Origin of the sequence: Methylorubrum subtropicum, assembly GCF_038442325.1 — a bacterium.
Taxonomy (GTDB): Bacteria; Pseudomonadota; Alphaproteobacteria; order Rhizobiales; family Beijerinckiaceae; genus Methylobacterium; species Methylobacterium subtropicum.
Window position 1 is genome coordinate 192,874 of sequence record NZ_JBBXMW010000006.1, and the last position, 25,499, is coordinate 218,372.

At 70.5% G+C, this 25,499-nt stretch carries 18 protein-coding genes; 7 read left to right on the forward strand and 11 right to left on the reverse strand.

Features of this window, described 5'->3' with window-relative positions; translation table 11 throughout:
• Positions 1-148: 148 nt before the first annotated feature.
• From zwf to AAHG03_RS11085, 6 genes are all read right to left on the reverse strand, one after another.
• A complete protein-coding gene (gene zwf, locus AAHG03_RS11060; RefSeq protein ID WP_342150710.1) occupies positions 149-1,648 on the reverse strand; it encodes a glucose-6-phosphate dehydrogenase in 1,500 nt (499 codons plus the stop codon).
• 77 nt (positions 1,649-1,725) lie between these two features.
• Positions 1,726-3,384: an efflux transporter outer membrane subunit gene (locus AAHG03_RS11065; RefSeq protein ID WP_342150711.1), complete on the reverse strand. Its 1,659-nt coding sequence runs from the start codon at positions 3,382-3,384 to the stop codon at positions 1,726-1,728.
• Positions 3,384-6,704 carry an efflux RND transporter permease subunit gene (locus tag AAHG03_RS11070; RefSeq protein WP_342150712.1) on the reverse strand — a complete coding sequence of 1,107 codons (3,321 nt, stop codon included), beginning with the start codon at positions 6,702-6,704 and terminating at the stop codon, positions 3,384-3,386. Before AAHG03_RS11070 ends, AAHG03_RS11065 begins: the two co-directional genes overlap by 1 nt.
• 292 nt (positions 6,705-6,996) lie before the next feature.
• The gene (locus tag AAHG03_RS11075; protein WP_342150713.1) at positions 6,997-10,137 is read right to left on the reverse strand and encodes an MdtB/MuxB family multidrug efflux RND transporter permease subunit; all 3,141 of its coding nucleotides are present in this window, start codon (positions 10,135-10,137) and stop codon (positions 6,997-6,999) included.
• A gap of 277 nt (positions 10,138-10,414) precedes the next feature.
• On the reverse strand, positions 10,415-11,821 hold the full coding sequence (locus tag AAHG03_RS11080; protein WP_342150714.1) for an MdtA/MuxA family multidrug efflux RND transporter periplasmic adaptor subunit: 1,407 nt from the start codon (positions 11,819-11,821) through the stop codon (positions 10,415-10,417).
• 180 nt (positions 11,822-12,001) lie between these two features.
• Positions 12,002-12,175, reverse strand: a complete 174-nt coding sequence (locus AAHG03_RS11085) for a hypothetical protein (RefSeq protein ID WP_342150715.1) — start codon at positions 12,173-12,175, stop codon at positions 12,002-12,004.
• Between the two features lie 425 nt (positions 12,176-12,600).
• On the opposite strand from AAHG03_RS11085, the gene AAHG03_RS11090 reads away from it, so the two are divergent.
• From AAHG03_RS11090 to AAHG03_RS11100, 3 genes are all read left to right on the forward strand, one after another.
• Complete coding sequence (locus tag AAHG03_RS11090) at positions 12,601-13,761, forward strand: aminotransferase (protein WP_342150716.1); 1,161 nt, start codon at positions 12,601-12,603, stop codon at positions 13,759-13,761.
• A 369-nt stretch (positions 13,762-14,130) separates the two neighbouring features.
• Complete coding sequence (locus tag AAHG03_RS11095; protein ID WP_342150785.1) at positions 14,131-14,535, forward strand: DUF4112 domain-containing protein; 405 nt, start codon at positions 14,131-14,133, stop codon at positions 14,533-14,535.
• Between the two features lie 37 nt (positions 14,536-14,572).
• Positions 14,573-15,775 (forward strand): ABC transporter permease, encoded by a 1,203-nt coding sequence (locus tag AAHG03_RS11100; protein WP_342150717.1) that lies wholly within the window; start codon positions 14,573-14,575, stop codon positions 15,773-15,775.
• Between the two features lie 219 nt (positions 15,776-15,994).
• Here AAHG03_RS11100 and AAHG03_RS11105 read toward each other — a convergent pair whose 3' ends face one another.
• From AAHG03_RS11105 to gloB, 5 genes are all read right to left on the reverse strand, one after another.
• Positions 15,995-18,250 carry a glycoside hydrolase family 3 N-terminal domain-containing protein gene (locus AAHG03_RS11105; protein ID WP_342150718.1) on the reverse strand — a complete coding sequence of 752 codons (2,256 nt, stop codon included), beginning with the start codon at positions 18,248-18,250 and terminating at the stop codon, positions 15,995-15,997.
• Positions 18,251-18,386: 136 nt separating this feature from the next.
• The gene (locus AAHG03_RS11110; RefSeq protein ID WP_342150719.1) at positions 18,387-19,547 is read right to left on the reverse strand and encodes a GGDEF domain-containing protein; all 1,161 of its coding nucleotides are present in this window, start codon (positions 19,545-19,547) and stop codon (positions 18,387-18,389) included.
• A 103-nt stretch (positions 19,548-19,650) separates the two neighbouring features.
• On the reverse strand, positions 19,651-20,643 hold the full coding sequence (locus tag AAHG03_RS11115; protein WP_342150720.1) for a site-specific tyrosine recombinase XerD: 993 nt from the start codon (positions 20,641-20,643) through the stop codon (positions 19,651-19,653).
• Positions 20,640-20,792: a histidine kinase gene (locus tag AAHG03_RS11120; RefSeq protein WP_342150721.1), complete on the reverse strand. Its 153-nt coding sequence runs from the start codon at positions 20,790-20,792 to the stop codon at positions 20,640-20,642. The genes AAHG03_RS11115 and AAHG03_RS11120 overlap by 4 nt, the downstream gene beginning before the upstream one ends.
• 169 nt (positions 20,793-20,961) lie before the next feature.
• Positions 20,962-21,741, reverse strand: a complete 780-nt coding sequence (gene gloB, locus AAHG03_RS11125) for a hydroxyacylglutathione hydrolase (RefSeq protein ID WP_342150723.1) — start codon at positions 21,739-21,741, stop codon at positions 20,962-20,964.
• Between the two features lie 236 nt (positions 21,742-21,977).
• Here gloB and AAHG03_RS11130 point away from each other — a divergent pair, with 236 nt between their 5' ends.
• From AAHG03_RS11130 to AAHG03_RS11145, 4 genes are all read left to right on the forward strand, one after another.
• On the forward strand, positions 21,978-22,712 hold the full coding sequence (locus AAHG03_RS11130) for a class I SAM-dependent methyltransferase (protein ID WP_342150786.1): 735 nt from the start codon (positions 21,978-21,980) through the stop codon (positions 22,710-22,712).
• Positions 22,713-22,834: 122 nt separating this feature from the next.
• Positions 22,835-23,542 carry a MarC family protein gene (locus AAHG03_RS11135; RefSeq protein WP_342150724.1) on the forward strand — a complete coding sequence of 236 codons (708 nt, stop codon included), beginning with the start codon at positions 22,835-22,837 and terminating at the stop codon, positions 23,540-23,542.
• Positions 23,543-23,779: 237 nt separating this feature from the next.
• The gene (gene dapB, locus AAHG03_RS11140) at positions 23,780-24,577 is read left to right on the forward strand and encodes a 4-hydroxy-tetrahydrodipicolinate reductase (protein WP_342150725.1); all 798 of its coding nucleotides are present in this window, start codon (positions 23,780-23,782) and stop codon (positions 24,575-24,577) included.
• A 213-nt stretch (positions 24,578-24,790) separates the two neighbouring features.
• Positions 24,791-25,429, forward strand: coding sequence for a 2,3-bisphosphoglycerate-dependent phosphoglycerate mutase (locus tag AAHG03_RS11145; protein WP_342150726.1), 639 nt, complete (start codon positions 24,791-24,793; stop codon positions 25,427-25,429).
• Positions 25,430-25,499: the final 70 nt, after the last annotated feature.

Consider the following 25,499-nt stretch of genomic DNA (forward strand, 5'->3'; position numbering starts at 1 on the left):
CCACTCCCCTCATCCTGAGGTGCGCAGCGAAGCGGAGCCTCGAAGGAGGGCTCCAGCTCGCGCGCGATCCCTGGAGCCCTCCTTCGAGGCCGCTTCGCGGCACCTCAGGATGAGGGAGTTGGGTGGGATCGGCCGGTCGAAAAGACTTCTACAGCGGCAGCCACGTGTGCCCGTCGCGGGCGAGCAGTTCGTCGGCCTCCTTCGGGCCGGCGCTGCCGGCCTCGTAGGGCACCACCGGCGCGTCCTTCCAGGCTTGCAGCAGCGGCTCGACGGCGGCCCAGCCCGCTTCGATCTGGTCGGCGCGCTGGAACAGGGTCGCGTCGCCCATCAGGCAGTCGTAGATCAGCGTCTCGTAGCCGACCGTCGGCGAGGTCGCGAAGAAGTCGCCGTACCGAAACCCGTTCTCGACCGGGGCGATGTGCATCTGCGGCCCCGGGCGCTTCACGTTGAGCGTCGTGGTCGCGCCCGGATCGGGGCTGATGCGCAGGCGCAGGACGTTGGGCGTCAGCTCGGTGACGGGGGTGTCGGAGAACAGCCGGAAGGGCGGGGGCCGGAAGTGCACCGCGATCTCGGTGTGGTGCCGGCTCATCCGCTTGCCGGTGCGCAGGTAGAACGGCACGCCGGCCCAGCGCCAGTTCTCGATCTGGAGCTTCAGCGCGACGTAGGTCTCGGTGCGCGAGTCCTTGGCCACGTCCGGCTCGTCGCGATAGGCCTGCACGTCGCGGCCATCGACCCGGCCGGCCGCGTACTGGCCGCGCACCGCGTCCTCGGGCCGGATCGGGCGCACCGCCTCGACGAGCTTGGCCTTCTCGCCGCGCACGGCCTCGGCCTCGAACGAGTTCGGCGGCTCCATCGCCACCATGGCGAGCAACTGGAACAGGTGGTTCGGCACCATGTCGCGCAGCGCCCCGGTCGGCTCGTAGAAGCCGCCGCGCGCCTCGACGCCGATGGTCTCGGCCGCGGTGATCTCGACGTGGCTGACATGCTCGCGCCGCCAGACCGGCTCCAGCATGCCGTTGGCGAAGCGGATCGCCATGATGCTCTGGACGGTCTCCTTACCCAGGAAGTGATCGATCCGGTAGAACTGGCTCTCGTCGCCCTGCGCCAGGATTTTCGCGTTGAGCGCCTTGGCCGAGGCGAGGTCGGAGCCGAACGGTTTTTCGATGACGACGCGGCGGAACGCGCCGTCCGCCTGCTTCAGCAGGCCGGCTCGGCCCAGGCCCTCGACCACGGGGGCGAAGAAGCGGGCCGCGACCGCGAGGTAGAACACGACGTTGCCCTGCACCCGCTCGGCCAGCGTCCGGTAAGTGGCATCGTCGGCAAAATCGCCCTGCATGACGTGCAGGCGCTCGCGCACGAAGCCCCAGGCCTTCTCGTCGATCTTGTCCGGGTGGAACTCGGCGGACGGATCGTGAGTGAACGACGCCATCGTGTCGGTGAGATCCTGGCGCCAGCCCTCATCCGTCAGCTTGTTGTGATCGACGCCGAGGACGGAAAAATTCGGGTCCAGCAGGCCGCCGCCCGCGAGGTTGTAGAGCGCCGGCATCAGCAGGCGCTTGGTCAGGTCGCCGGCGGCACCGAAGATCACGAGCGTGCAGGGGGGCGCCGGGGGGCTGACGGGGTTTTTCTTGTCGGTTGCGTCGGCCATGGGGCGGCTCCGGTGGAAATGCCTCGACAACAGCCCCCGCGGGGTCGTGTTCCGGCAACGCTGCCCCGCTTCCCCCGCTACTCTTCGGTGCGGACCGCCTGTCCGCGGTCGATCGGCAGGCGCGGGCCCTTCAGCTCCTCGCCGGTCGGCAGGGAGCGGGCGTCCCAGCCGCCGCCGAGCGCGCGGATCAGCGCCACCGCCGTGGTGAAACGGTTGAGCCGGATCTGGAGCGCGGTGATCTCGTTGTTGATCTGGAGCGACTGCGCGGTCACCACCGTGGTGAAGTTCTGCGTGCCGGCGCGGTACTCGTTGAGCGTGATCTCGACGGCGCGGCGGGCGGAGGCGACCGCCTCGTCCTGCTTGGCCTGCTGCTGGGCGAGGATGCGCACGCCGGCGAGCCCATTCTCGACCTCGCCGAAGGCCGTCAGCACCGTCTGGCGGTAGCTCGCCACGGCGGCCTCGTAGGCCGCGCGGGCCGATTGCAGCACGGCGGCCCGCGCGCCGCCGTCGAAGAACACCTGCTCGCCCGCCGCCGAGATCGCCCAGACGCGGTTGGCCGCCGAGAACACGCCGTTGCTGGCGAGCCCCGAGAAACCGCCGGAGGCCGAGAGCGTGACGGTGGGGTAGAAGGCCGAGACCGCGACGCCGATCTGCTCGCTCTGCGACTGCACCAGCCGCTCGGCCTGCGCGATGTCGGGCCGCCGTTCCAACAGGTCGGAGGGGATGCCGACCGGCACGCCGGGCGGGCGCACCGGCAGCGGCGCGAAGGGCAGGTTCAGCTCGGAGGGCGGGCGCCCGGTCAGGATCGCCACCGCGTGCTCGAAGGTGGCGCGCTGGAGATCGACGGCGATCAGGCTGGCCTGGGTCGTCTGCAACTGCGTCTGCGCCGTGATGACATCGGAGCGCGCGGCCACGCCCGCGTTGTACTGGTTCTCGGCTATGCTGAGGCTCTTCTTGAAGCCCTCGACGTTCTCTTGGAGCACGCGCTTCAGGGCATCGTAGTAGCGCATCTGCAGGTAGGAGGTGGCGAGTTCCGCCTGCAGGCTGAGGCGCACCAGGGCGAGGTCGGCCGCCGAGGCTTGGGCTGCGGCGACATCGCTCTCGATCTGGCGGCGGATGCCGCCGAACAGGTCGAGTTCCCAGCTCGCCTGCGCCTGGAGCGAGACGGTGGTGCGCTCGGTGCCGAGCGTGCGCGACCGGGTGATGCTCGGCGCGCCGATCACCGTGGGGAACAGCGCGGCGCGGGCCTGGGCCACGAGGGCGCGGGACTGGTCGTAGAGGGCGACCTGGGCGCGGAGATTCTGGTTGTCCACGTCGATCGCCCGAATGAGCCGGTCCAGGGTCGGGTCGTTGAACACCCGCCACCAGTCGCCGCGCTCGGAGGCGTCGCTCGGGCGGGCGACGCGCCAGCCTTTCTTGGACTGCACGTAGGCGAGGCTGTCCTCGCGCAGGCCGCCCTGCTTGAAGCCGAGCGGGGTCTCGACGGACGGGCGGGTGTAGTCGGGGCCGACGAGGCAGCCGGAGACGGATAGAGCCAGCGCCGCGACGCCTAAGAAACGAGCGCGCGCAAAAACCCTCCCCCCTCTGCGGGGGAGGGTGGCCCGCGAAGCGGGTCGGGAGAGGGGAGCGACGGTGCCGGAAGCGTCGCCCCCTCTCCCGCCTGCTCCGCAGGCACCCTCCCCCGCAGAGGGGGGAGGGTTATGATCGGGCGCGTGCGTCACGAACGAAAAATCCATCACTCGGCCGGCATCGCCGCCGTCCCGCCCCGGCGGCGGCGTTTCGCCCAGAGCCGGAGACGGTCGAGATACAGGTAGACGACCGGGGTCGTGTAGAGGGTCAGGATCTGGCTGACGATCAGGCCGCCGACGATCGCGATGCCGAGCGGCCGGCGCAGCTCCGCCCCCTCCCCGCCCGCGATGATCAGCGGCGCGGCGCCGAGCAGCGCGGCCATCGTCGTCATCATGATCGGGCGGAACCGCAGGACGCAGGCCTCGAAGATCGCCTCCCCCGGCGGCAGGCCGCGGGTGCGCTCGGCGTCGAGGGCGAAGTCGATCATCAGGATCGCGTTCTTCTTGACGATGCCGATGAGCAGGAAGACCGCGATGAGCGCGATGATGGTGAACTCGGTCCCCGTCGTCAGCAGCGCCACGAGGGCGCCGATGCCGGCGGACGGCAGCGTCGAGAGGATCGTCAGCGGGTGGACGTAGCTCTCGTAGAGGATGCCGAGCACGGCGTAGACGGCGAGCAGCGCGGCCAGGATCAGCAGCGGCTGGCGCGAGGACGATTCCTGAAAGCTTTTCGCGGTCCCGGCGAACTCGCCGTGGATGGTCTGCGGCAGTTGCAGCTCGGCCATCGTCTTCTCGATGACGGCGGTGGCGTCGCCCAAGCTCTTGCCCGGCACGAGGTTGAACGAGATCGTGGTCGCCACGAACAGGCCCTGGTGGGCGACCTGCACCGGCGCGCTGCCGGTCTCGAACCGGGCGAAGGCCGAGAGCGGCACCATCGTCTCCTTGGCGCTCGACACCGGCGCGCTCGACGAGGCGCCGCCCTTGCTCGCCGCGATGGCGTTGGAGGCGGCGTTGCGGGCGGAGTCCGCCGCGATGCTGGTCGCGTCGGTGGCCGAGCCGGATGTGGTGGAGGCCTGGACGTTGGCCGCGTCCTGCGTGGTCGGGCCCGCGACGGTGCCGGCGACCGCGTTGGTCGTGGCCGAGCCCCGCGCCTTGCCCCCGGTGGTCGAGACGTAGATCGTCTTCAGCACCTCCGGGTTCTGCAGGTATCGCGGCGCGATCTCCATCACCACGTGGTACTGGTTGAGGGGGTTGTAGATCGTCGAGACCTGACGCTGGCCGAAGGCGTCGTAGAGGGTGTTGTCGATCTGGTCCGGGGTGATGCCGTAGCGGAAGGCGGTGGGCCTGTCGATGACGAGACGGCTCTCCAGCCCGCCCTCCTGTTGATCGGAGGTCACGTCGGCGAACACGTCGGTGCGCTTCTGCAGCGCCTGAAGGAGCTGGGGCGCGGCGGCGTAGAGTTCGGCCGCGGTGTCGCCCTGCAAGGTGTACTGGAACTGGGCGAAGCTCTGGCGCCCGCCCATCTTCAGGTCCTGGCGTGGGAACAGGAACAGCCGCGCGCCCGGCACCTGGGCGAGCTTGGGGCGAAGCCGCGCCATCACCTTCTCGATCGGCTCGCGCTGGCCCAGCGGCTTCAGGCCGACGAAGACGTTGGCCGAATTGGTGCCGCGCCCGCCGGTGAAGCCGACGATGCTCTCCACCGCCGGATCGGCCTGGACGATGGCGCTCGCCTGTTCGAGCTTCTGCTTCATCGCCTGGAACGAGATGCGCTGGTCGGCCTGGATGCCGCCCATGAGCTGGCCGGTGTCCTGATCGGGGAAGAAGCCCTTCGGGACGATGGTGTAGCCGTAGACGGTGAGCCCGATCGCCGCGAACACGCTGAGCGCGGTGATGCGGCGGTGATGCAGCGCGATCCGCAAGGTGCGCTCGTAGCCGCGCAGCAGCGCGTCGAAGCCGCCCTCCAGGATGCGGATGAGACGATTCGGGCGCTTGCCCCGGTGCGCCTCGGCTTCCGGCCGCAGCAGCAGCGCGCACATCATCGGCGTGGTGGTGAGCGAGAGCACCAGCGAGACGAGGATCGCCATCGACAGGGTGACGGCGAATTCCTGAAACAGCCGCCCGACGATGCCGCCCATCAAGAGGATCGGCAGGAACACGGCGATCAGCGACAGGCTCATGGAGACGACGGTGAAGCCGACCTCGCGGGCGCCGACCAGCGCCGCCTCGACCCGCGGCTTGCCCATCTCGATGTGGCGCTGGATGTTCTCCAGGACGACGATGGCGTCGTCCACGACGAAGCCGGTGGCGATGATGAGCGCCATCAGCGAGAGGATGTCGAGGGAGTAGTCCAGCATCCACATCGCCGCGAAGGTGCCGACGATGGAGATCGGCACGGCCACCGCCGGGATCAGCGTCGCCCGCCACGAGCGCAGGAAGACGTAGGTGACGAACACCACGAGCAGGATCGCGATGATCAGCGTCTCTTCCGTGGTGGCGAGCGAGGCGCGGATGGTCAGCGAGCGGTCGCCGGAGATGTCGAGGTCGATGTCGCCGGGCAGGGCCGCCTTCACCTGCGGGATCGCCGCGCGCACCCGCTCCACCGTGTCGACCACGTTCGAGCCCGGCTGCTTGTAGATGAACAGGATCACGCCCGGCTTGCCGTCGACGAGGCCGAGATTGCGCTTGTCCTCGACCGAATCGACCACCTGGCCGACATCCGAGAGGCGCACCGCCGCGCCGTTGCGATAGGCCACGACGATGTCGCGGTAGTCGGACGCCTGCCGGCCCTGGTCGTTGGCGTAGAGCTGGTAGCGGCGGTCCCCGGCGACGATGTCGCCTTTGGGCGAGTTGGCGTTGGCCGAGGCCAGCCCCGCGCGGATGCCCTCCAGGCCGATGCCGTAGTGGAACAGGGCGGTCGGATCGAGTTCGACCCGCACCGCGGGGAGCGAGGAGCCGCCGATATCGACGTTGCCGACCCCCTCGATCTGGCTCATGCGCTGCTGCACGACAGTCGCGGCCGAATCGTAGAGCTGGCCCGGCGTCAGCGTGTCGGAGGTCAGCCCCAGGATCAGGATCGGCGCGTCGGCGGGGTTGAACTTGCGGTAGGTCGGGTTGGTGCGCAGCGAGGTCGGCAGGTCGGCGCGCGCGGCGTTGATCGCCGCCTGCACGTCGCGGGCGGCCCCGTCGATGTCGCGGCTGAGGCCGAACATCAGGACGATCCGGACGGTGCCTTGCGAACTCGTCGAGGTCATCTCGTTGACGTCGGCGATGACGCCGAGCCGCCGCTCCAGCGGCGCGGCGACCGTGGTCGCCATGGTCTCGGGGCTGGCGCCGGCCATCTGCGCCTGGACGAGGATGACGGGGAAATCGACCTGCGGCAGCGGCGCGACGGGGAGCCGGACATAGGCGAACAGGCCCGCGAGCAGCAGGCCGATGGTCAGCAGGGTGGTCGCGACCGGGCGGCGGATGAAGGGTTCGGAGAGGTTCATGGCGACCCCCTCAGCCCTCCCCCCTCTGCGGGGGACGGACGTGACGGTGCCGGGCGGGGCGCGCGCGAGCCGGCGGTTCCCCCCTCTCCCCGCACGCGGGGAGAGGCCTGCATGGACCCCGTCGTCCATGCAGGAAGCGAAGCGGCGGTGAGGGGGCGCTTCCCGTAGAGGCCCCTCCGTCGAAGCCCCCTCACCTTCGGCTGCCGCCTCGCTCCGGCGACGACAAGGTCGCCGGAGCCCTCTCCCCGCGTGCGGGGAGAGGGGATGCGCGCCGTCTCCGTCGTCAGCATCCTCACGACGCCGCCTCGCCCGGCGCCAGCCGGCTTCCGCCCTCGCGCCGCCCGGTGATCCGCCGCTCCAACCGGTCGAACGCCAGATAGATCACCGGCGTGGTGAACAGCGTCAGCACCTGGCTGACGATCAGCCCGCCGGCGATGACGATGCCGAGGGGCTGGCGCAGCTCCGAGCCGACGCCGGAGCCGACGATCATCGGCACCGCCGCGAACAGTGCCGCGAGCGTCGTCATCAGGATCGGGCGGAAGCGCAGCAGGCACGCCTCGTAGATCGCGTCGCGGGGCGCCTTGCCCTCCTCGCGCTCGGCCTGGAGCGCGAAGTCGATCATCATGATCGCGTTCTTCTTCACGATGCCGATGAGGAGCACGATGCCGATGATGGCGATGATGTCGAGCGAGAGCCCGAACCACATCAGCCCGAGCAGCGCGCCGATGCCCGCCGACGGCAGGGTCGAGAGGATGGTGATGGGATGGATGAAGCTCTCGTAGAGCACGCCCAGCACGATGTAGACGGTGACGATCGCGGCGCAGACGAGAAAGAGCTCGTTCGAGAGCGCGGTCTCGAAGGCGAAGACCGAGCCCTGCGGCACCACGTTGAAGCTCGCCGGCAGCTTGATCTCCTGTTTGGCCGTCTCCAGCGCCTCCACCGCCTGACCGAGGGCGACGCCCGGCGCGAGGTTGAACGACACGGTGGTGGCCGGGAACTGGCCGAGATGGCCGATCAGCAGCGGGGCGCGGCGCTCCTCCACCTTCGCCACCGCCGAGAGCGGCACCTGACCCGAGGGCGCGGTCGAGGACGGCAGGTAGAGGGTGTTGAGCGATTCGAGCGAGGTGTGCAGCGCCGGGTCGGCCTCGAGGATGACGCGGTACTGGTTCGACTGGGTGAAGATGGTCGAGACGATGCGCTGGCCGAAGGCGTCGTAGAGCACGTTGTCGATGGTCGCGGGCGTGATGCCGTAGCGGCCCGCGGTCGGCCGGTCGATGGTGACGTAGGCCGCCAAGCCGTTGCCCTGGTAGTCGCTGGTGACGTCGGCGAGCAGGGGCGAGCGGCGCAGGGCCTCGACGTAGCGCGGCACCCAGGTCTCGAAATCGGTGAGGTTCGGGTTTTCGAGGATGACCTGATACTGCGTCGCCGACACGGCGGTGTCGATCGTCAAATCCTGCACCGGCTGCATGTAGAGCCGCACGCCCGGCACGTTCGCCGTCGCCTGGGTGAGGCGGCGGATGATGGCGCTGGCGTCGTCCTTCCGCTGCTCCTTCGGCTTCAGGTTGATGAGGAAGCGGCCGGAATTGAGCGTGACGTTCTGGCCGTCGACGCCGATGAACGAGGATAGGCTGGCCACGTCCGGGTCCTGCAGCACCACGTCGGCGAGCGCCTGCTGGCGCTCGGCCATGGCCTCGTAGGAGACGCTCTGGTCTCCTTGCGAGATGCCCTGGATCACGCCCGTGTCCTGCACGGGGAAGAAGCCCTTGGGGATGACGACGAACAGGTAGGCGGTGAGCGCCACGGTGCCGAGCGTCACGATCAGCGTCAGCCCCTGATGCGCCAGCACCACCCGCAGCGCCCGGCCGTAGGCGGCGATGACGCCGTCGTTCAGCCGCCGACCGAAGCGGGCGAGAAACCCTTCGCGGCGGGCGACCGGGCTGTCGGCGCCGTGGGCGACGGGCTTCAGGAGGCGCGCGCACATCATCGGGACGAGCGTCAGCGAGACCACCGCCGAGATCACGATGGTGGCGGACAAGGTGATGGCGAATTCGCGGAAGAGGCGCCCGACCACGTCGGCCATGAACAGCAGCGGGATCAGCACCGCGATCAGCGAGACGGTGAGCGAGATGATGGTGAAGCCGATCTCGCGGCTTCCCTTCAGCGCCGCCTCGAACGGGTCGTCGCCCTCCTCCACATGGCGGGCGATGTTCTCGATGACCACGATGGCGTCGTCCACGACGAAGCCGGTGGCGATGGTCAGCGCCATCAACGAGAGGTTGTCGAGCGAGAAGCCCCAGGCGTCCATCGCGGCGAGCGCGCCGATCAGCGACAGCGGCACCGACAGGCTCGGGATCAGCGTCGCGGAAAAGCTGCGCAAAAACAGGAAGATGACCATCACGACAAGCGCGATGGCGAGCATCAGCTCGAACTGCACGTCGTGGACGGAAGCCCGGATCGTCACCGTGCGGTCGGTGAGCACCGCGACCGAGACGGCGGCCGGCATCGTCGCCTGAAGCTGCGGCAAGAGCCGCTTGATGCGGTCGACGGTGTCGATGACGTTGGCGCCGGGCTGGCGCTGGATGTTGAGGATGACCGCGGGCGTGCGGTCGGCCCAGGCGCCGAGCCGGGTGTTTTCCGGCGCATCGACCACGTCGGCCACGTCGGTGAGGTGGACCGGGGCGCCGTTGCGGTAGGCGATGATCGAGTTGGCGTAGACCGAGGGGTCGCGCACCTGATCGTTGGCGTTGATGGCGTAGGACTGGGTCGGCCCGTCGATGTTGCCTTTCGGCGTGTTGACGTTGAGGTTGGCGATCGTCGTGCGCAGGTCGTCGATGTTGAGGCCGTAGGCGGCGAGCGCCCGCGAGTTGAACCGCACCCGCACGGCGGGCCGCTGCCCGCCGCCCATGCTGACGAGGCCGACGCCCGCCACCTGACTGATCTTTTGGGCGAGCCGCGTCTCGGCGAGGTCGCGCACCTGGGTCAGCGGGATCGTCGCGGAGGTGAGCGCCAGCGTCAGCACCGGCGCGTCGGCGGGGTTGACCTTGGCGTAGATCGGCGGCGCCGGAAGGTCGGAGGGCAGCAGGTTGCCCGCCGCGTTGATCGCCGCCTGGACCGACTGCTCGGCGATGTCGAGGGGGATGTCGAGGTTGAACTGCAGCGTGACGACGGAGGCCCCCGCCGAACTCTGCGAGGACATCTGGTTGAGGTTGGCCATCTGGCCGAACTGCCGCTCCAGCGGCGCGGTCACCGCCGAGGTCATCACCTCGGGACTGGCGCCGGGATAGAACGTCTGCACCTGGATCGTCGGGTAATCGACGGCGGGCAGCGCCGAGACCGGCAGGTTCAGGTACGACACCGCGCCGACGATCAGAATCGCCAGCATCATCAGGGTGGTGGCGACCGGGCGCAGGATGAAGAGGCGGGAGGGGTTCATAGGAACACGCCTTCGCCAGCCGCGCGCTCAACCCTCCCCCCCACGGATATCGGGCTTGCCCGATATCCGTATTTCCAAGTGCTCAAGTCGGGCAGGCCCGACTTGAGTTGGGGGAGGGTGGCCCCCGAAGGGGGTCGGGAGAGGGGAACCCGGCTTCCGGAGAATTCACCGTCAGCCGCGGCCAAGCGGAAGCGTGGTTCCCCTCTCCCGCCTGCTCCGCAGGCACCCTCCCCCGCAGAGGGGGGAGGGTATTTCTGCGCGTGCGACACCGTAACCATCACGGCTGCGGCCGCCTGCGGCCCCGGTGCTCGCCGGCGCCGTCCTTCGCGCCGGTCGTGCCGTCCGCCGCGGGCGTCGCGGGAGCCCCCGGCGCCGCCGAGCCGGCGGTCCCCCCCGGTGCCCCCGAGGCCGGCGCCCCGCCCTGCCCCGCGGAGTGCCCGACGACGCGCACCGGGGCGCCCTCTCGCAGGCGGTCGGTGCCGTCGGTGACGACGCGGTCGCCGGGGGTGAGGCCGGAGGTCACGACGGTGCGGGTGCCGTCGGTCTCGCCGGTCTGGATCTTGCGGACCGTAACCTTGTCGTCGCCGTCCATCAGGTAGACGTAGGTGCCGGGCGTGCCCCGCAGGATCGCAGCGTTGGGCACGAGCGCGGCGTTCTCAATGGTTTCCACCGTCAGCCGCGCGTTGACGAACTGGTTGGGAAACAGCTCGTCGTCGGCATTGTCGAACAGCGCCCGCAGCTTCACCGTCCCCGTGGTCACGTCGATCTGGTTGTCCACCGTGTCGAGCTTGCCGGTGGCGATCTCGTGCTGGTCGCCGCGGTCGTAGGCCCGCACCGTCAGCTTGGCGCCCTGGCGCAGGCGGCGCATCACCCGGTTCACGTCGTCCTCGGGCAGGGTGAACACCACCGAGATCGGATGGAGCTGCGTGACGACCACGATGTTCGTCGAGCCGGCGGTGACGTAGTTGCCGAGATCGACCTGCCGCAGGCCGACGCGGCCCTCCACCGGCGAGACGATGCGGGCATAGGTGAGGTTGAGGCGCTGCTGATCGACCAGCGCCTGGTCGGCCGCGACCGTGCCCTCGTTCTGCTTCACCAGCGCGGCTTGCGTGTCGACGTTCTGCTTCGAGATCGAATCCTGCCGGTTCAGCGTCTGGTAGCGCTGGAGATCGAGCTTCGAGTTCTGCAGCAGCGCCTGATCGCGGGCGAGCTGGCCCTGGTACTGGGCCAGCAGCGCCTCGTAGGGCCGCGGGTCGATCTGGGCGAGGAAGTCGCCCTCCTTGACGGTCTGGCCCTCGCGGTAGCCGATCTTGGTGAGGTAGCCGCTGATCTGCGAGCGCACGGTCACGGTCGCGAGCGGCGTCACCGTGCCGAGGCCTTGGAGCACCACCGGCATGTCGCCGGCGACGATGGGCGCGACGCCGACCGCCTGCTTCATGTCCGCCGAGCGGCCCGGACGGCCGGGCGCGGCGGGGTTGCCCGCTGCCGGCTGCTCGGCGGGCTGCTTACGCGCCTCGTAGCTGCGGTGGGCGACGGCGCCCGCGCCGCCGAGCGCCAGGAGCACGAGCATCCAGCGGCCGAGGCGGCGGCGCTTGCGCGCCGGGGCAGCCGGAGGCGCCTCCCGGTCCGGGGCTTCCCGGTACTGGCGGGCCGTGTCCGTGCGGATCGGCGAACTCTCGTTCATCCTCAAGACTCGTCGGCGAGCGGGGTTTTTTGTTTATCGCGCGGCCATGATCACGCGGACTTTGGCTGCCCGATTCAACATAGCGGCGATCTGCTGGCGAACCGCAGCAGCCGGTTGCCGCATCCCCCGGGATTTACGGCAACAGGATCGCCCATTTTTGAGAGGGGCAATGCGGTGTCTCTAGGGCGCCGACGTTTCCGGCGTGTTGCTGGCCGGCGCCTTGTCCTTGGGGGGATAGAGTCGCACCACCTCCCGAAAGGCCTCGTCCACCGGCGTCACCGGCACGAGCGCCCGCAGCGACAGCCCGGCGAGGCCGACGCCGAGGGCGAGTAGGAGGCAGGTGATGCGTCGCATGGGTCCGTCCCCGGCGCTTGATCGAAGGCTATGGGGAGCGGGCACGAAAAAGGCCGCCGTGTCGAGCGGCGGCCTCTTCGAGCGACCGGACCGGCCGGCCACACCAGAGAAACGAGGGGGCGAAGTTCCTCGGGTGCGGCGGCCGGTCCGACCGTGGGCACAACATGACTTCACGGCTGACGATCGTCAACATTCGTCAGCCCTCGAATCGACGCTTCCGACCGGTTTTGCCGCCGACTGGACTGGGTCATGTGCGTGAACGCACGCGACCAACTGCCGGCCGGCGGGTCACCTCAAGATTTTACCGGATCGGCCCTTGTTTTCGAAACAACTCGGTCCAGCGCGGGCAAGTCGTCGGCGGGCGACTGTGCTTGGGGCGCGCGCCCCGCTTGGAGGCGCCGCCCGATTCTGCCAAGACGCGGGGCATGACCCCGCGCTTCAACCCCGTCTTCGCCGACTTGCCCGAGACCGTCTTCGAGACGATGTCGGGCCTCGCCCGGACGCTCGGGGCGATCAATCTCGGCCAGGGTTTTCCCGACGGCCAGGGGCCGGACGACGTGCGCGCGGCGGCCGCCCGCGCCCTCGACACGGTCAGCAACCAGTACCCGTCGATGATGGGCCTGCCCTCGCTGCGCAGCGCCATCGCGGCGCATTACCGGCACCATCAGGGGCTCGACCTCGATCCCGAGCGCGAGGTGATGGTGACTTCGGGCGCCACCGAGGCGCTGGCCGGCGCGCTGCTCGCCCTGGTGCGGCCGGGCGACGAGGTCGTGCTGTTCGAGCCGATGTACGACGCCTACCTGCCGCTGGTGCGCCAGGCCGGCGGCGTGCCGCGCTTCGTCACCCTCAAGCCCCCGCATTTCGGCCTGGACGAGGCGGCGCTGGCGGAGGCGTTCACCGAGCGCACCCGCGTCGTCGTCCTCAACAACCCGCTCAACCCGAGCGCCACGGTCGTTTCCGACGCCGACCTGATGCTGCTGGCCAAGTTCTGCTGCCGCTTCGACGCGGTCGCGGTCTGCGACGAGGTGTGGGAGCATCTCGTCTTCGACGGGCGCCGCCACGTCCCGCTGATGCGGCTGCCGGGGATGCGCGAGCGCACGGTGAAGATCGGCTCGGCCGGCAAGATCTTTTCGCTCACCGGCTGGAAGATCGGCTTCGTGATGGCCTCCGAGCCGCTGATGCGGGGCCTGTCGCGGGCGCACCAGTTCCTCACCTTCACGACGCCGCCCAATCTCCAGGAGGGCGTGGCCTACGGCCTCGGCAAGGACGACGCCTACTTCGAAGACATGCGTGCGGGGTTCAGTCGCTCCCGCGACCGGCTCGCCGCCGGGCTGACGCGGCTCGGCTTCACCGTGCTGCCGAGCGCGGGCACCTACTTCCTGTCCATCGACATCGGCGACGGCCCGGAGGGCGACCGGGCCTTCTGCGAGCGGATGGTGCGCCGGCACGGCGTCGCCGCGATCCCGATCAGCGCCTTCTACGCCGAGGGAGCCGTGCGCAATCTCGTGCGCCTGTGCTTCGCCAAGTCCGACGCGACGCTGGATGCGGCGCTGGAGCGCCTCGCCGGGATGCCCCGGTCGATCTGAAGGCCGGTCCGGTCGGCGCGTCCCACCCACCCCCCTCATCCTGAGGTGCGCAGCGAAGCGGAGCCTCGAAGGCGGGCTCCAGGGATCGCGCGATACGCTGGAGCCCTCCTTCGAGGCCGCTGCGCGGCACCTCAGGATGAGGGGGATGGGTTGGATGGACCGGTCATACGAGGTCGAGCGATCTTGCCGAGGCGGTTCTTGTCGAAGCTGTGAGGCGGGGCCACATCCTGCGTCATGACCACGCGAGTCGATACCCCTCACATGGCCTTCCGCGAGCCCAACGGCGCCTTCCGCGAGCCCAACAGCGCCTTCCGCAAGCCCGACGGCGTCTCCGGCGGCGTCTTCCGCGAGACCGCGGGCGCGGCGCAGATGCGTCGCCTCACCGATACGAGCCCGGAGGCCAGCCTCCTGCGCCTGGAGCAGCTGGCCCACCTGATGGACTCGGCCTTCGTCGTGCCGGGCATCAACCGCCGCGTCGGCCTCGACGCGGTGATCGGCCTCATCCCCGTCGTCGGCGACATCGCCGGCATGGCGATCGCGTCCTACATCGTCTACGAGGCGAAACGGCTCGGCGCGCCGCGCTGGCTCGTCTGGCGCATGATGGCGAACGTTGCTCTGGACGGCGCCGTCGGCGTGGTGCCGCTGGCCGGCGACGTGCTCGACGCCGCCTTCAAGGCGAACCGCCGCAACGTCGCCCTCCTGCGCCGCCATCTGGAGCGCAAGGGCGGCTTGCGCCCGAGCGAGATCGAGGGCACCGCGACCCGGCTCGACTGAGCTGGCACCGGCCGCCCTCTCAGTGAGGGTTGAGCCGATGAACGAAGTCCTGCGACCCGAGCCCGATGCGGTGCCCGTCACCGCGCCGGGCAACGCGCCGCAGATGCAGCCGCTTCCGACCGCGTCGCGCCGCGGCCTGTCGCCGCTGAACCGGCGGCGGCTCGCCAACTTCCGCGCCAACCGCCGCGGCTATTGGTCGGCCGTGCTGTTCGCGCTGCTGTTCGTGACGAGCCTGTTCGCCGAGTTCATCGCCAACGACCGCCCGCTCGTGGTGCAGTACAAGGGCGAGTGGCTGTTTCCCGTCCTCGTCGATTACCCGGACGAGAAGTTCGGCGGTTTCCTGGCCCAGACCGATTACCGCGCGCCCGAGACGCGCCGGGAAATCGAGTCGAACGGCTGGGCGCTGTGGCCGCCGATCCCGTATTCCTACAACACCTTCATGAGCGACCTGCCGACGCCGTCGCCCTCCCCGCCGACGTGGATGCTGTCGGACGAGCAGTGCCGCCCCGTCGCCGAGCGGGCCGGCGCCAAGGCCGAGGGGCGGGCGCTGGGCTGCCGCGACATCGAACAGCATTGGCTCGGCACCGACAACGCGTCGCGCGACGTGCTCGCCCGCGTGATCTACGGCTTCCGCATCTCGGTCCTGTTCGGCCTCGTCCTCGCCGGCCTGTCCTCGGTGATCGGCGTGATCGCGGGCGCGGTGCAGGGTTATTTCGGCGGCTGGACCGACCTGATCTTCCAGCGCGTGATCGAGATCTGGTCGGCGATCCCGACGCTCTACCTCATCATCATCATGTCGGCCTTCCTCGTGCCGAGTTTTTTCACATTGCTCGCGATCCTGACGCTGTTCGCCTGGACGGCGTTGGTCGGCGTCGTGCGTGCCGAATTCCTGCGTGCGCGCAACTTCGAATACGTGCGGGCGGCCCGCGCGCTCGGGCTCTCCAACATCCGCATCATGACGCGCCATCTCCTGCCCAACGCCATGGTGGCGACGCTGACCTTCCTGCCGTTCATCCTCAACGGCTCGATCACCACCCTGACCTCGCTCGACTTCCTCGGCTTCGGCCTGCCCCCCGGCTCGCCGTCGCTGGGCGAGCTGCTGGCGCAGGGCAAGGACAACATCAACGCGCCGTGGCTCGGGCTGACGGGCTTCTTCGTGGTGGCGGCGATGCTGAGCCTGCTGGTGTTCGCCGGTGAGGCCGTGCGCGACGCGTTCGATCCGAGGAAGACGTTCGGGTAAGTTTTCAGGATCGAGCGTTCTCCTCCCCACCGATCTCGGGCCTGCCCGAGATCGGCACAGTGCTTGCCCAGATCGGGCAGGCCCGATCTGGGTGGGGGAGGAGGTAGGAGGTGGGGGTCGGGCAGGAGGCACCGCTTCCGCCTCATCCTGAACCACTCCTACCCTTGATCCCTCCCCGCAAGGGGGAGGGAACCCGCACCTTATCCCTGGAGGTCGGCCCTACCGCTGCGCCTGATCCCCGCCCGGCGGGCCGCGCCAGCCGGTCTCGACGGTGAAGCTCACCATCCGCGTGCCCGTAGAATCGCCGCCGACGCCGACGCGGTACTCGCCCGGCTCGACCATCAGCGTGCCGTCGGGCTCGTGATAGCCCAGCTCCCGCGCCGGGATGCGGAAATGGGCGGTGCCGGTCTCGCCCGAGGCGAGGTCGAGGGTCACCGCGCCCTTCAGGAGGCGCTTGGGGCGGCTGCGGGTCGCCACCGGCTGGCCGAGATAGAGCTGCGCTATCGCCCGCCCCGGCCGCGGGCCGATATTGGTGACGGGCGCGCGTACCTCCAGCACCGCTTCATAGCGGTCGCCGACGCCCACTTTCGGCGTCAGCACCTCCGGCTCGCCGTAGGCGAAGCGCGTGTAGGACAGGCCGTGGCCGAATGGGAACAGCGGCAGCGGCGATTCGTCGGCGTAGCCCATGGTCCAGCGGCTGTTCGGGATGTGCGGGCGCCCGCCCGGCAGCGCGTCGTAGGTCAGCGGCATCTGCCCGACCGTGCGCGGCCACGACACCGGCAGTTTTCCCGAGGGGCTGACGTCGCCGAACAGGGTTTCGGCGATGGCGGGGCCGCCCTCGGTGCCGGGAATCCAGGCCATCAGCATCGCGTGCGCCCGCTCGGGGGCGCTGCCGAGTTCGGTCGGGCGCCCGCCGAACACCACGAGGGCCACCGGCTTGCCGGTGTCGGCCAAAGCCGCGAGCAGATCGTGCTGCAGCCCCGGCCAGTTCAGATAGGCGGTCGAAGACCCCTCGCCCGAGCGGTCGCGCGGCTCGCCCATCACGGCGACGACGAGATCGGCCCCGCGCGCCGCCTCGACCGCGGCGGCAAAGCCCGTCCGCTCCGTGCAGACCCGCGGGCAGCCCTCTGAAAACGTCACTTCGACGCCCGAGGCCGCGGCGCGCTCGCGCAAGCCCGTGAGGATCGTGACCGCGTCCTGCGGCTGGCCGTTGCCCTCGTGCGGGCCGACCTGATCCCAGGCGGCGTCGGCGAAGGGGCCGACGAGCGCGATGCGGCGCACGCGCCTGGGGTCGATCGGCAGCACGTCCTCGCGGTTCTGGAGCAGGACGAGGCTGGCACGCGCCGCCTCGCGGGCGATCCGCCGCGTCTCGGGCAGGAGCAGGCGGCTCTCTGCTCCGATCGCGTCGATCAGCGGGCGTTCGAACAGGCCGAGCCCGAACTTCAGCCGCAGCACCCGCCGCACCGCCGCATCGACCGCGGCCTCCGGGATGCGCCCGGCCCGCACCTCGTCCGGCAGATGGCGGAGGTAGAGCCCGCTCGTCATGTCCATGTCGACGCCGGCAAGCATCGCCTTGCGGGTGGCCTCCGCCCCGTCGCGGGCGACGCCGTGCTTCACGAGGCTCGCAATCGCCTGCCAGTCGGCGACGACGAGGCCGGTAAACCCGAGCTGGCGGCGCAGGATGCCGGTCATCAGCCCGGCGTCCGCCGTCGTCGGCACGCCGTTGAGAGCGGTGAGCGCGGTCATCACCGAATCCGCGCCCGCCCGGATGCCGGCGCGGAACGGCGGCAAGTGGAGGTCGTGCAGTTCGGTCGGGGCCACATAGGTCGCGTCGTAGTCGCGCCCGCCGAGCACGGCGCCGTAGCCCGCGAAGTGCTTGAGCGTGCTGGCGAGCCCGCCGTCGCGAAACCCCTCGACCTGCGCGGCGGTGAGCCGCCCGGTCAGCCACGGGTCCTCGCCGAGGCCCTCGACCACGCGGCCCCAGCGCAGGTCGCGCGCCACGTCGGCCATCGGGGCGAAGGTCCAGTTGATGCCGGCCGCAGCCGATTCCCGCGCCATGGCGGCGGCGGAGCGGCGCACGAGACCCGGATCGAAGCTCGCGGCGAGAGCCAGCGGCAGCGGGAAGATCGTGCGGTAGCCGTGGACGACGTCGAGCCCGACCAAGAGCGGGATGCCGAGCCGCGAGGCGCGGGCGGCGCCGTCGGCCTCGGCGGCCAGCCACGCATTGCTGAAGTTGATCACCGCCCCGACCTCGCCGCGGCGGATCGCGCCGGGATCGTTCAGCGGCTCGTTCGAGATCAGGTTGAGCTGGCCGGCCTTCTCCTCCAGGGTCATCCGGGCGAGCAGGGCCTCGATCCGGGCCTCGGTCGACGGCGCCTCGATGGGGGTGGCAGCTCGGGCAGGGATCGGCTGGGCGTGCGCCGCGCCGAGACAGAGCCAGGCCGCCGCCGCGCGGCGGGCCCACCTCGCCATCATCCCCCGCATCCCCGTCCCCTCCCGTTTGCGGGGGCGATCATAAGCACGGCTTTACGGCTCGGCCATGCGGGTCGGTGGCGTCGTCATCAGGATGCCGTGAAGAAGCGCGGCGATTTTTTCGATGTTGCCGGTCGCCTCAGGCCGCCAGCACCGCCTTGCGGGCGGGCGTCGCCTCGACCTTCACCTGATCGCGGCCGTTGTGCTTGGCGCCGTAGAGGGCCCCGTCGGCACGGCGCAGCAGGTCGTCGAGGTCGCTGCCGGCCTCACCCACGGCGATGCCGACGCTGACGCCGACGCGCAGGTCGGGATAGTCGGGATGCGCGATGCGGCCGACGGAATCGCGCACGCTCTCGGCGAAGCGGGCGGCGAGCACCGGGCCGGTCTCCGGCAGCAGGCAGGCGAATTCCTCGCCGCCGAGGCGCCCGAACACGGCGTTGCGCGGCAGCATCGGCGCGGCGGCGTGGCAGAAGGCGGTGAGCACCGCGTCGCCGACGCTGTGGCCGTAGCGGTCGTTGATCGCCTTGAAGTGGTCGAGGTCGAGCAGGAGCAGCGCGGCGGGCCGGGCCGCGAGGCAGGCCTTGGCGCGGGTCACGAAGGCGCGGCGGTTGGCGATGCCGGTGAGCGCGTCGGTCTCGGCGGCCTGCCGCTGCTCGCGCTCCGCCCGCTCCTTGGTCAGCGCCATCAACACGAAGGCGATGGCGACCGAGTAGAGCGTGCCGACGAAGCACAGGATGGCGAGCCAGGGCGAATCGGGGAAGGCCGAGACGGACGGCGGCGGGAAGGCGAGCGCGAGCGGGATGCGGACCCAGTAGATCGCGGCATAGGTCCCCAGCAGCACGAGGGCCGGATAGCGCGAGATCAGCGGCTCGGCGCGGCCGCCCCAGATCGTCCAGGCCCCCAGCGCGCAGTAGATGCCCGCGAGCGTGGAGGCGAGGATGACGCGGGCCGGCATGGAGGCGTAGAGCGCCGGCACGAAGCAGGCCGCGATCCAGAGGGCGGATCCGGCCAGGGCCCAGCCGAGCAGCGGACGGCGGCCCTCGAAGGCGCGCACGCCGCTCCAGATCAGGCCGTAGGCGGCGATGATCACGGCGTTGCCGATACCGATCGAGACTGGATCGGGAATCACGCCGCGCAGGCCCAGCATGCAGGACGCGCCGCTGCCGGCGATGTGCGCGAAGCCCCAGATCGCGAGCGCCCGCTCGCGCCGGGTCTGGCTCCACGACAGCAGGTACAGCACGCCCACCACGAAGGTGACGGCGACCGTCATCAGAAAAAGGGTCGGCACATCGAGGCGCATCGTTGCCCTTGATCGGTGCGGCGGAGGCGGCGCGGGCCGCTTCGACCCCTGGTTACCCTATCAGTTCCGCAGGTTTCTTATCCAGTCCACATCCTCGCGATTTTTAACACGCTCTACTCGGCTGGATTGTGGTGTCGTCCTCCGGCGCATCGTTGAGCGGGTGCAAGTCGCGCACCATGCCCTTCAGCCGCTCGTCGAGGACGTGGGTGTAGATCTGCGTCGTGGCGATGTCGGCATGGCCGAGCAGTTCCTGCACGATGCGCAGGTCGGCGCCGTTCTGGAGCAGGTGGCTGGCGAAGGCGTGGCGCAGCACGTGCGGGCTGACCCGGTCGGTGCGCAGGCCCGCCGCCGCCGCCACCGTCTTCAGGTCGCGGGCGAAGACCTGGCGGGCGATGTGGCCGCTCTCGCTGTCGGCGGGAAACAGCCAGGGGCCGTCCGGGGGCAGGAGCGCCGCGTGGGTCGCCATCGCGGCGCGGGCGAGGTCGGTCAGCGGCACCAGCCGCTCGCGCCCGCCCTTGCCCTTGACCACGAGATAGCGCTCGCGGCTCGCGGCGGCCGAGCGCGGCAGGGCGATCAGCTCGGAGACGCGCAGGCCCGTGGCGTAGAGCAGTTCGAGCAGGCACAGCATCCGCGTCGCGGCGCGCGCCTCGGCCCGGTTCTCGGGATTCGCCTCGGCCCGCTCGCGGGCGACAGCCAGCAGGCGATCGACCTCCGCCACCGACAGGATCTTGGGCAGGCCCTTGGCCCGGCGCGGCGAGGCGACCGGCGCGGTCGGGTCGCCCTCGGCGAAGCCCTCGGCGTAGAGGAAGCGGTGGAAGCCGCGGATGCAGGACAGGCGGCGGGCCGCCGACGAGGCCTTCAGTCCCCTCGGCTCCAACTCGGCGATGTAGGCGCGGACATCCTCGGCCTCGACCTCGATGGGCTCCAGCCCCTGCTGGCTCAGATAACTGAGGTAATCGTCGAGGTCGCGCCGGTAGGCCGCGAGCGTGTTGGCGGCCGCTCCCCGTTCGGCGGCGAGCATGTCGAGGTAGTCCCGCGCCAGATCCTGCCGTGAAAGATCCGCCCGCGCCGCGTCCGGCGGCGGGGCCGCACTCATCGGTTGCCCGGCTGCAGCTTCGTGTTCGGGATGTTCACGATGATCTCGCGCGGGGTCGGCTGGACGAAGGTCGCGAGCGCGAACATCCCGGCGAAGACCAGCCCCGCGAGGATCGCGATCGTGGCGAGGAAGCGGAACAGGGTGGGCAAGGGAACCGGCCTTTCGGCAAGGCTACGCGGACGAGCGGCCTCTAATCGCGCCGACGTGTTGCCGCCGTGTTGCAATGCGGGACCGCCCGCCCCGATTCCCACGGGGCGGCGGCGAAGGCAAGGACCGGCAGAGCACAGGTCGGGTCAAATCCGCTGGGCCCGCGGCGGTTCAGAACCGGTTCTTCCAGGCCCTGAGTGCGGTGAACACCGCCGCCGGATCGGTGCCCTCGGGAAGATCGACGGAACGCGCCAGCGCCGGTTCGCCGGCCCGCAGGAACGGGTTCGTCGCCCGCTCGTCGCCGATGGTCGAGGGGACCAGGAAGCCGCCCGCCTCGGACAGCCGCTCGGCCTCCGCCGCGCGGGCCTTGAGGGCGGCGTTGTCGGGGTCGGCGGCGAGCGCGAAGCGGGCATTCGAGAGCACGTAATCGTGCCCGCTGTAGACCGCCGTATCGTCGGGCAGCGGCAGGAAGCGTTCGAGCGAACGCCACAGCACGGTCGGGTCGGCCTCCATCACCCGGCCGCAGCCCAGCGTGAACAGCGTGTCGCCGGAGAACACCACGTGGGCATCCGCGAAATGATAGGTGATGTGGTCGGCGCAGTGGCCCGGCGTCTCCCACACCACGGCCTCCAGGCCGCCGACCGAGACGCGGTCGCCCTCGCCGACGTAGCGGGCGGCGCCCGGCACGGCCGAGCCCGCCTTGACCGGCGCGGTGACGCGGGCGCCGGTGCGCTCCACCACCTCACTGATGCCCTCGATGTGGTCGGCGTGGCGGTGGGTGACGAGGATGTCGGTGAGCCGCCAGCCCTCGGCGTCGAGCGCGGCCAACACGGGGGCGGCCTCCGGCACGTCGATGGCGGCGCAGGCGCCGGTCTCTGGATCGCGGATCAGCACGCCGATATTGTCGCTCCGGCACAGGAAGGCCCGGATCTCGGGGGCGGCGTTCGGCATCGGAGAACTCCCGTCGCGTCGTGTGGTCCGGAACAAGCTCGGCCGGACGTGGCCGGGGAACAGGTTCGGATGGCGGCCGGTTCCCTTGGCCGTCTTCTGTCGGCACCGGAGCGCGCCGTCCACATCCTTGGCCGCGCCCCGCTTGCCGGACGCCGCCGCGATCCCCATTGATGCCGGACGAGAGGCGCGCCTCTCACGAGTCCCGCGAAGGATCGGCCGTGCCGGCACCCCACCCGATGCGCCTCGACGTCACGGATCTGCGCGCCTTCTACGCCAGCCCGCTCGGCGCCGTGACGCACCGCGTCGTCGCCCGCTCGATTCACGGCTTCCTCGGCTCGGTCTCCGGCCTGCGGGTGCTCGGGCTCGGCTACGTCACGCCCTATCTCGGGCCGGTCCACGTCATCGCCGAACGGACGCTCGCCTTCATGCCGGCGACGCAAGGGGTGGTGAACTGGCCCTCCAGCGGGCGCTCGGTGACGGCGCTCGCCGACCCGACCATGCTGCCGCTCCCCGAGGCCGCGGTTGACCGCGTCATCCTCGTCCACGCGCTGGAAGCGGTCGAGAGCCCGAGCGAGTTGCTGGCGGAAGTTTGGCGCGTGCTGACGCCAGGGGGGCGGCTGATCCTCGTCGTCCCCAACCGCACCGGCGTCTGGGCGCGGCGCGACGCGACCCCGTTCGGCCACGGCCAGCCCTATAGCCGCTCGCAGCTCGGCCGGCTGATGCGCCAGACCCTGTTCTCGCCGGAGGGCTGGGCCGAGACGCTCTACATGCCGCCGATCCGTAGCCGCTTCTGGCTCGGCACCGCGGGCGCCTGGGAGCGGCTCGGCACGGGGCTCGCCCTCCCCTTCGCCGGGCTGCACGTGGTGGACGCGACGAAGCAACTCTACCGGCCGGTCACCGTGCGGCAGGTACGTCGCCTCGAGACCCGCGTTCCGGCGCGGGTTCTGGTCCCGGCGGGGCAGCCGGGTTGATATCGAGTTGCGCGACGCAGGACCGCTGGTCCTGTGTCGCGCGTCCGGCGGACGACCGCCGCCCCGCAGTCGCGTGGGCAATCGACGATGATGATCATCGTCGATTGGTGTAAGGCCCGCGCATGATCCCCTTCACGGGCTTCGAGTCCGCCCTCACCAGCTTCCTGCTCGCGCTGTCGGGCCTTTTTTCGATCGTGAACCCGGTCGGCTCGGCGCTGATCTTCGCGCAGGTCACCGCCGAGCGCTCGCACGCCGACCGCATGGAGCTGTCGCGCCGCATCGGCTTCTACGCCGCCCTCATCATGCTGGCCGCGCTCTGGGCCGGCGCGCCGATCCTCAACTTCTTCGGCGTCTCGTTGGCGGCGCTCCGCATCGCCGGCGGTCTCGTGGTCGCGGCCTCGGCCTGGACGCTGCTCTCGGCCCCCGAGGCGCGCGAGGCCCGCAAGCAGGCAGAGGCCGACCCGGAATCGGGCGAGAGCGTGCGCGGCGAGGGGCTGGCCGAGGTGGCGTTCTTCCCGCTCACCCTGCCCTTCACCACCGGGCCCGGCACCATCGCGGTGGCGATCGCGCTCGGCGCCAACCGCCCGGCGGAGGGGCCGGACCGGATCGGCTTCTATGTCGGCGCCTCGCTCGCGGCGCTCGCCATCGCCGGGATGGTGCGCCTCGCCTACGGCTCCGCCGACCGCGTCGTCACCCTGATCGGCCCGGTGCGGGCCCGCGTGCTCGGCCGCCTCTCGGCCTTCCTGCTGCTCTGCGTCGGCACGCAGATCACCGTGAACGGCATCGCCGACGTGCTCGGGCCGCTGATCGCCGCCGCGCATCGCGGTTGAACCACCCCCGTCATTCCGGGGCGCGAAGCGAACCCGGAATCCACCCGTGATGCGCGGCCCTACGCACTGTCGTGCCCAGTCGTGGATTGCACGCCTCCGGCGCGCCCCTTCGGGTCCGGGTTCCGCTTCGCGGCCCCGGAATGACGGTGGAGGGCCAACCCGATTGCAACGCCCTCCGGCCCGGTTCTAGAAGCACGGGGCCGGCGCCCCGCGCCCGGAACGGACAGGCGCACAAAAATGAAGCTCGTAGTCGTGGGCGCCGAGGGGCGCATGGGGCGGATGCTGATCCGCGCGGTGGCCGAGGCCGAGGGCTGCACCCTGCACGGCGCCGTCGAGCGGGCGGGGTCTTCGGTGCTGGGGCGTGATGCCGGGCTGCTGGCGGGGATCGGCGAACTCGGCGTGGCCGTCACCGACGATCCGCTGCCGCTGTTCGTGGCCGCCGATGGGGTGCTCGACTTCACCGCGCCCGCCGCGACCGTGGCCTTCGCCGAACTCGCCGCGCAGGCCCGCATCGTCCACGTCATCGGCACCACCGGCTTCTCCGAGGACGATCTGGAGCGCTTGAGGGCGGCGAGCTTCCACGCCCGCCTCGTGCGCTCGGGCAACATGTCGCTCGGCGTCAACCTGCTCGCCGGTCTCGTACGCAAGGTCGCGGCGACCTTGGGCGAGGAATTCGACATCGAGGTGCTGGAGATGCACCATCGCATGAAGGTCGATGCGCCGTCCGGCACCGCCCTGCTCCTCGGCGAGGCGGCGGCGGAAGGCCGGAACGTGGCGCTCACCGAGACCCGCGTCTCGACCCGCGACGGCCATACCGGCGCGCGCCGGCCCGGCGACATCGGCTTCGCGACCCTGCGCGGCGGCTCGGTCGTCGGTGACCACAGCGTGATCTTCGCCGGCCCCTCCGAGCGCATCACCCTCTCGCACCACGCCGAGGACCGGGCGATCTTCGCCCGCGGCGCCCTCAAGGCCGCGCAATGGGCCTTCGACAAGCCGCCGGGCCTCTACGGCATGGACGACGTGCTGGGGCTGTGAGGCCAACGACCGATCGGCGATGATCGTCTCATCGTCGATCGCCCCTGCGACCGCAGGGCGGCGGTCATGCTCCGCGCAACTTGGTATGACAGCTGTGGATTTCCGTAGCGGCTCGTCTTTTCGGCGAGGCCGCGCGAGCTTGGGCGTCGGCATGGGCTCTGCTAAGCAGCGCCGCAACGGGCCTGCCCGGTCTTCCCAGATGATGGATCTCCCATGGAGCGCATGCTCGTCCTCGCTCGCCACGGCCAGAGCGACTGGAACCTCAAGAAGCTGTTCACGGGCTGGCGCGACCCGGACCTGACCGAACTCGGCGTCGAGGAGGCCCGCACCGCCGGGCGCTGGCTCAAGGCGCAGGGCTCGCAGTTCGACGTGGCCTTCACCTCGAACCTCAAGCGGGCGCAGAACACCTGCGCGCTGATCCTTGAATCCATGGGGCAATCCGGCCTGGAGACCATCCGCTCGGAGGCCCTGAACGAGCGCGATTACGGCGACCTGTCGGGCCTCAACAAGGACGACGCCCGCGAGCGCTGGGGCGACGCCCAGGTCCACGAGTGGCGCCGCTCCTACGACGTGCCGCCCCCCGGCGGCGAGAGCCTGAAGGACACCGCCGCCCGCGTGCTGCCCTACTACATCCAGCACATCCTGCCGCGCGTCATGGGCGGCGAGCGGGTGCTGGTGGCGGCCCACGGCAACTCGCTGCGCGCGCTGGTGATGGTGCTCGACGGCATGACCACCAAGACCATCGCCAGCCTGGAGATCGCCACCGGCATCCCGCTGGTCTACCACCTCAAGGCCGACACCACGGTCGAGTCCAAGCTGATCCTCGACAAGGACATCGACGCCGCGGACTGAGAAAGTCCAGGTTTCGAAAGGACGACGTCCTTTCGTGGGTCCAGGGCGAAGCCCTGGCCGGCGGAGCCAT

Coding starts and splice junctions, on each gene's coding strand:
- zwf (WP_342150710.1), bottom strand. CDS start 1,648: ATGGCCGACGCAACCGACAAGAAAAACCCCGTCAGCCCCCCGGCGCCC.
- AAHG03_RS11065 (WP_342150711.1), bottom strand. CDS start 3,384: ATGGATTTTTCGTTCGTGACGCACGCGCCCGATCATAACCCTCCCCCC.
- AAHG03_RS11070 (WP_342150712.1), bottom strand. CDS start 6,704: ATGAACCTCTCCGAACCCTTCATCCGCCGCCCGGTCGCGACCACCCTG.
- AAHG03_RS11075 (WP_342150713.1), bottom strand. CDS start 10,137: ATGAACCCCTCCCGCCTCTTCATCCTGCGCCCGGTCGCCACCACCCTG.
- AAHG03_RS11080 (WP_342150714.1), bottom strand. CDS start 11,821: ATGAACGAGAGTTCGCCGATCCGCACGGACACGGCCCGCCAGTACCGG.
- AAHG03_RS11085 (WP_342150715.1), bottom strand. CDS start 12,175: ATGCGACGCATCACCTGCCTCCTACTCGCCCTCGGCGTCGGCCTCGCC.
- AAHG03_RS11090 (WP_342150716.1), top strand. CDS start 12,601: ATGACCCCGCGCTTCAACCCCGTCTTCGCCGACTTGCCCGAGACCGTC.
- AAHG03_RS11095 (WP_342150785.1), top strand. CDS start 14,131: ATGCGTCGCCTCACCGATACGAGCCCGGAGGCCAGCCTCCTGCGCCTG.
- AAHG03_RS11100 (WP_342150717.1), top strand. CDS start 14,573: ATGAACGAAGTCCTGCGACCCGAGCCCGATGCGGTGCCCGTCACCGCG.
- AAHG03_RS11105 (WP_342150718.1), bottom strand. CDS start 18,250: ATGATGGCGAGGTGGGCCCGCCGCGCGGCGGCGGCCTGGCTCTGTCTC.
- AAHG03_RS11110 (WP_342150719.1), bottom strand. CDS start 19,547: ATGCGCCTCGATGTGCCGACCCTTTTTCTGATGACGGTCGCCGTCACC.
- AAHG03_RS11115 (WP_342150720.1), bottom strand. CDS start 20,643: ATGAGTGCGGCCCCGCCGCCGGACGCGGCGCGGGCGGATCTTTCACGG.
- gloB (WP_342150723.1), bottom strand. CDS start 21,741: ATGCCGAACGCCGCCCCCGAGATCCGGGCCTTCCTGTGCCGGAGCGAC.
- AAHG03_RS11130 (WP_342150786.1), top strand. CDS start 21,978: ATGCGCCTCGACGTCACGGATCTGCGCGCCTTCTACGCCAGCCCGCTC.
- AAHG03_RS11135 (WP_342150724.1), top strand. CDS start 22,835: ATGATCCCCTTCACGGGCTTCGAGTCCGCCCTCACCAGCTTCCTGCTC.
- dapB (WP_342150725.1), top strand. CDS start 23,780: ATGAAGCTCGTAGTCGTGGGCGCCGAGGGGCGCATGGGGCGGATGCTG.
- AAHG03_RS11145 (WP_342150726.1), top strand. CDS start 24,791: ATGGAGCGCATGCTCGTCCTCGCTCGCCACGGCCAGAGCGACTGGAAC.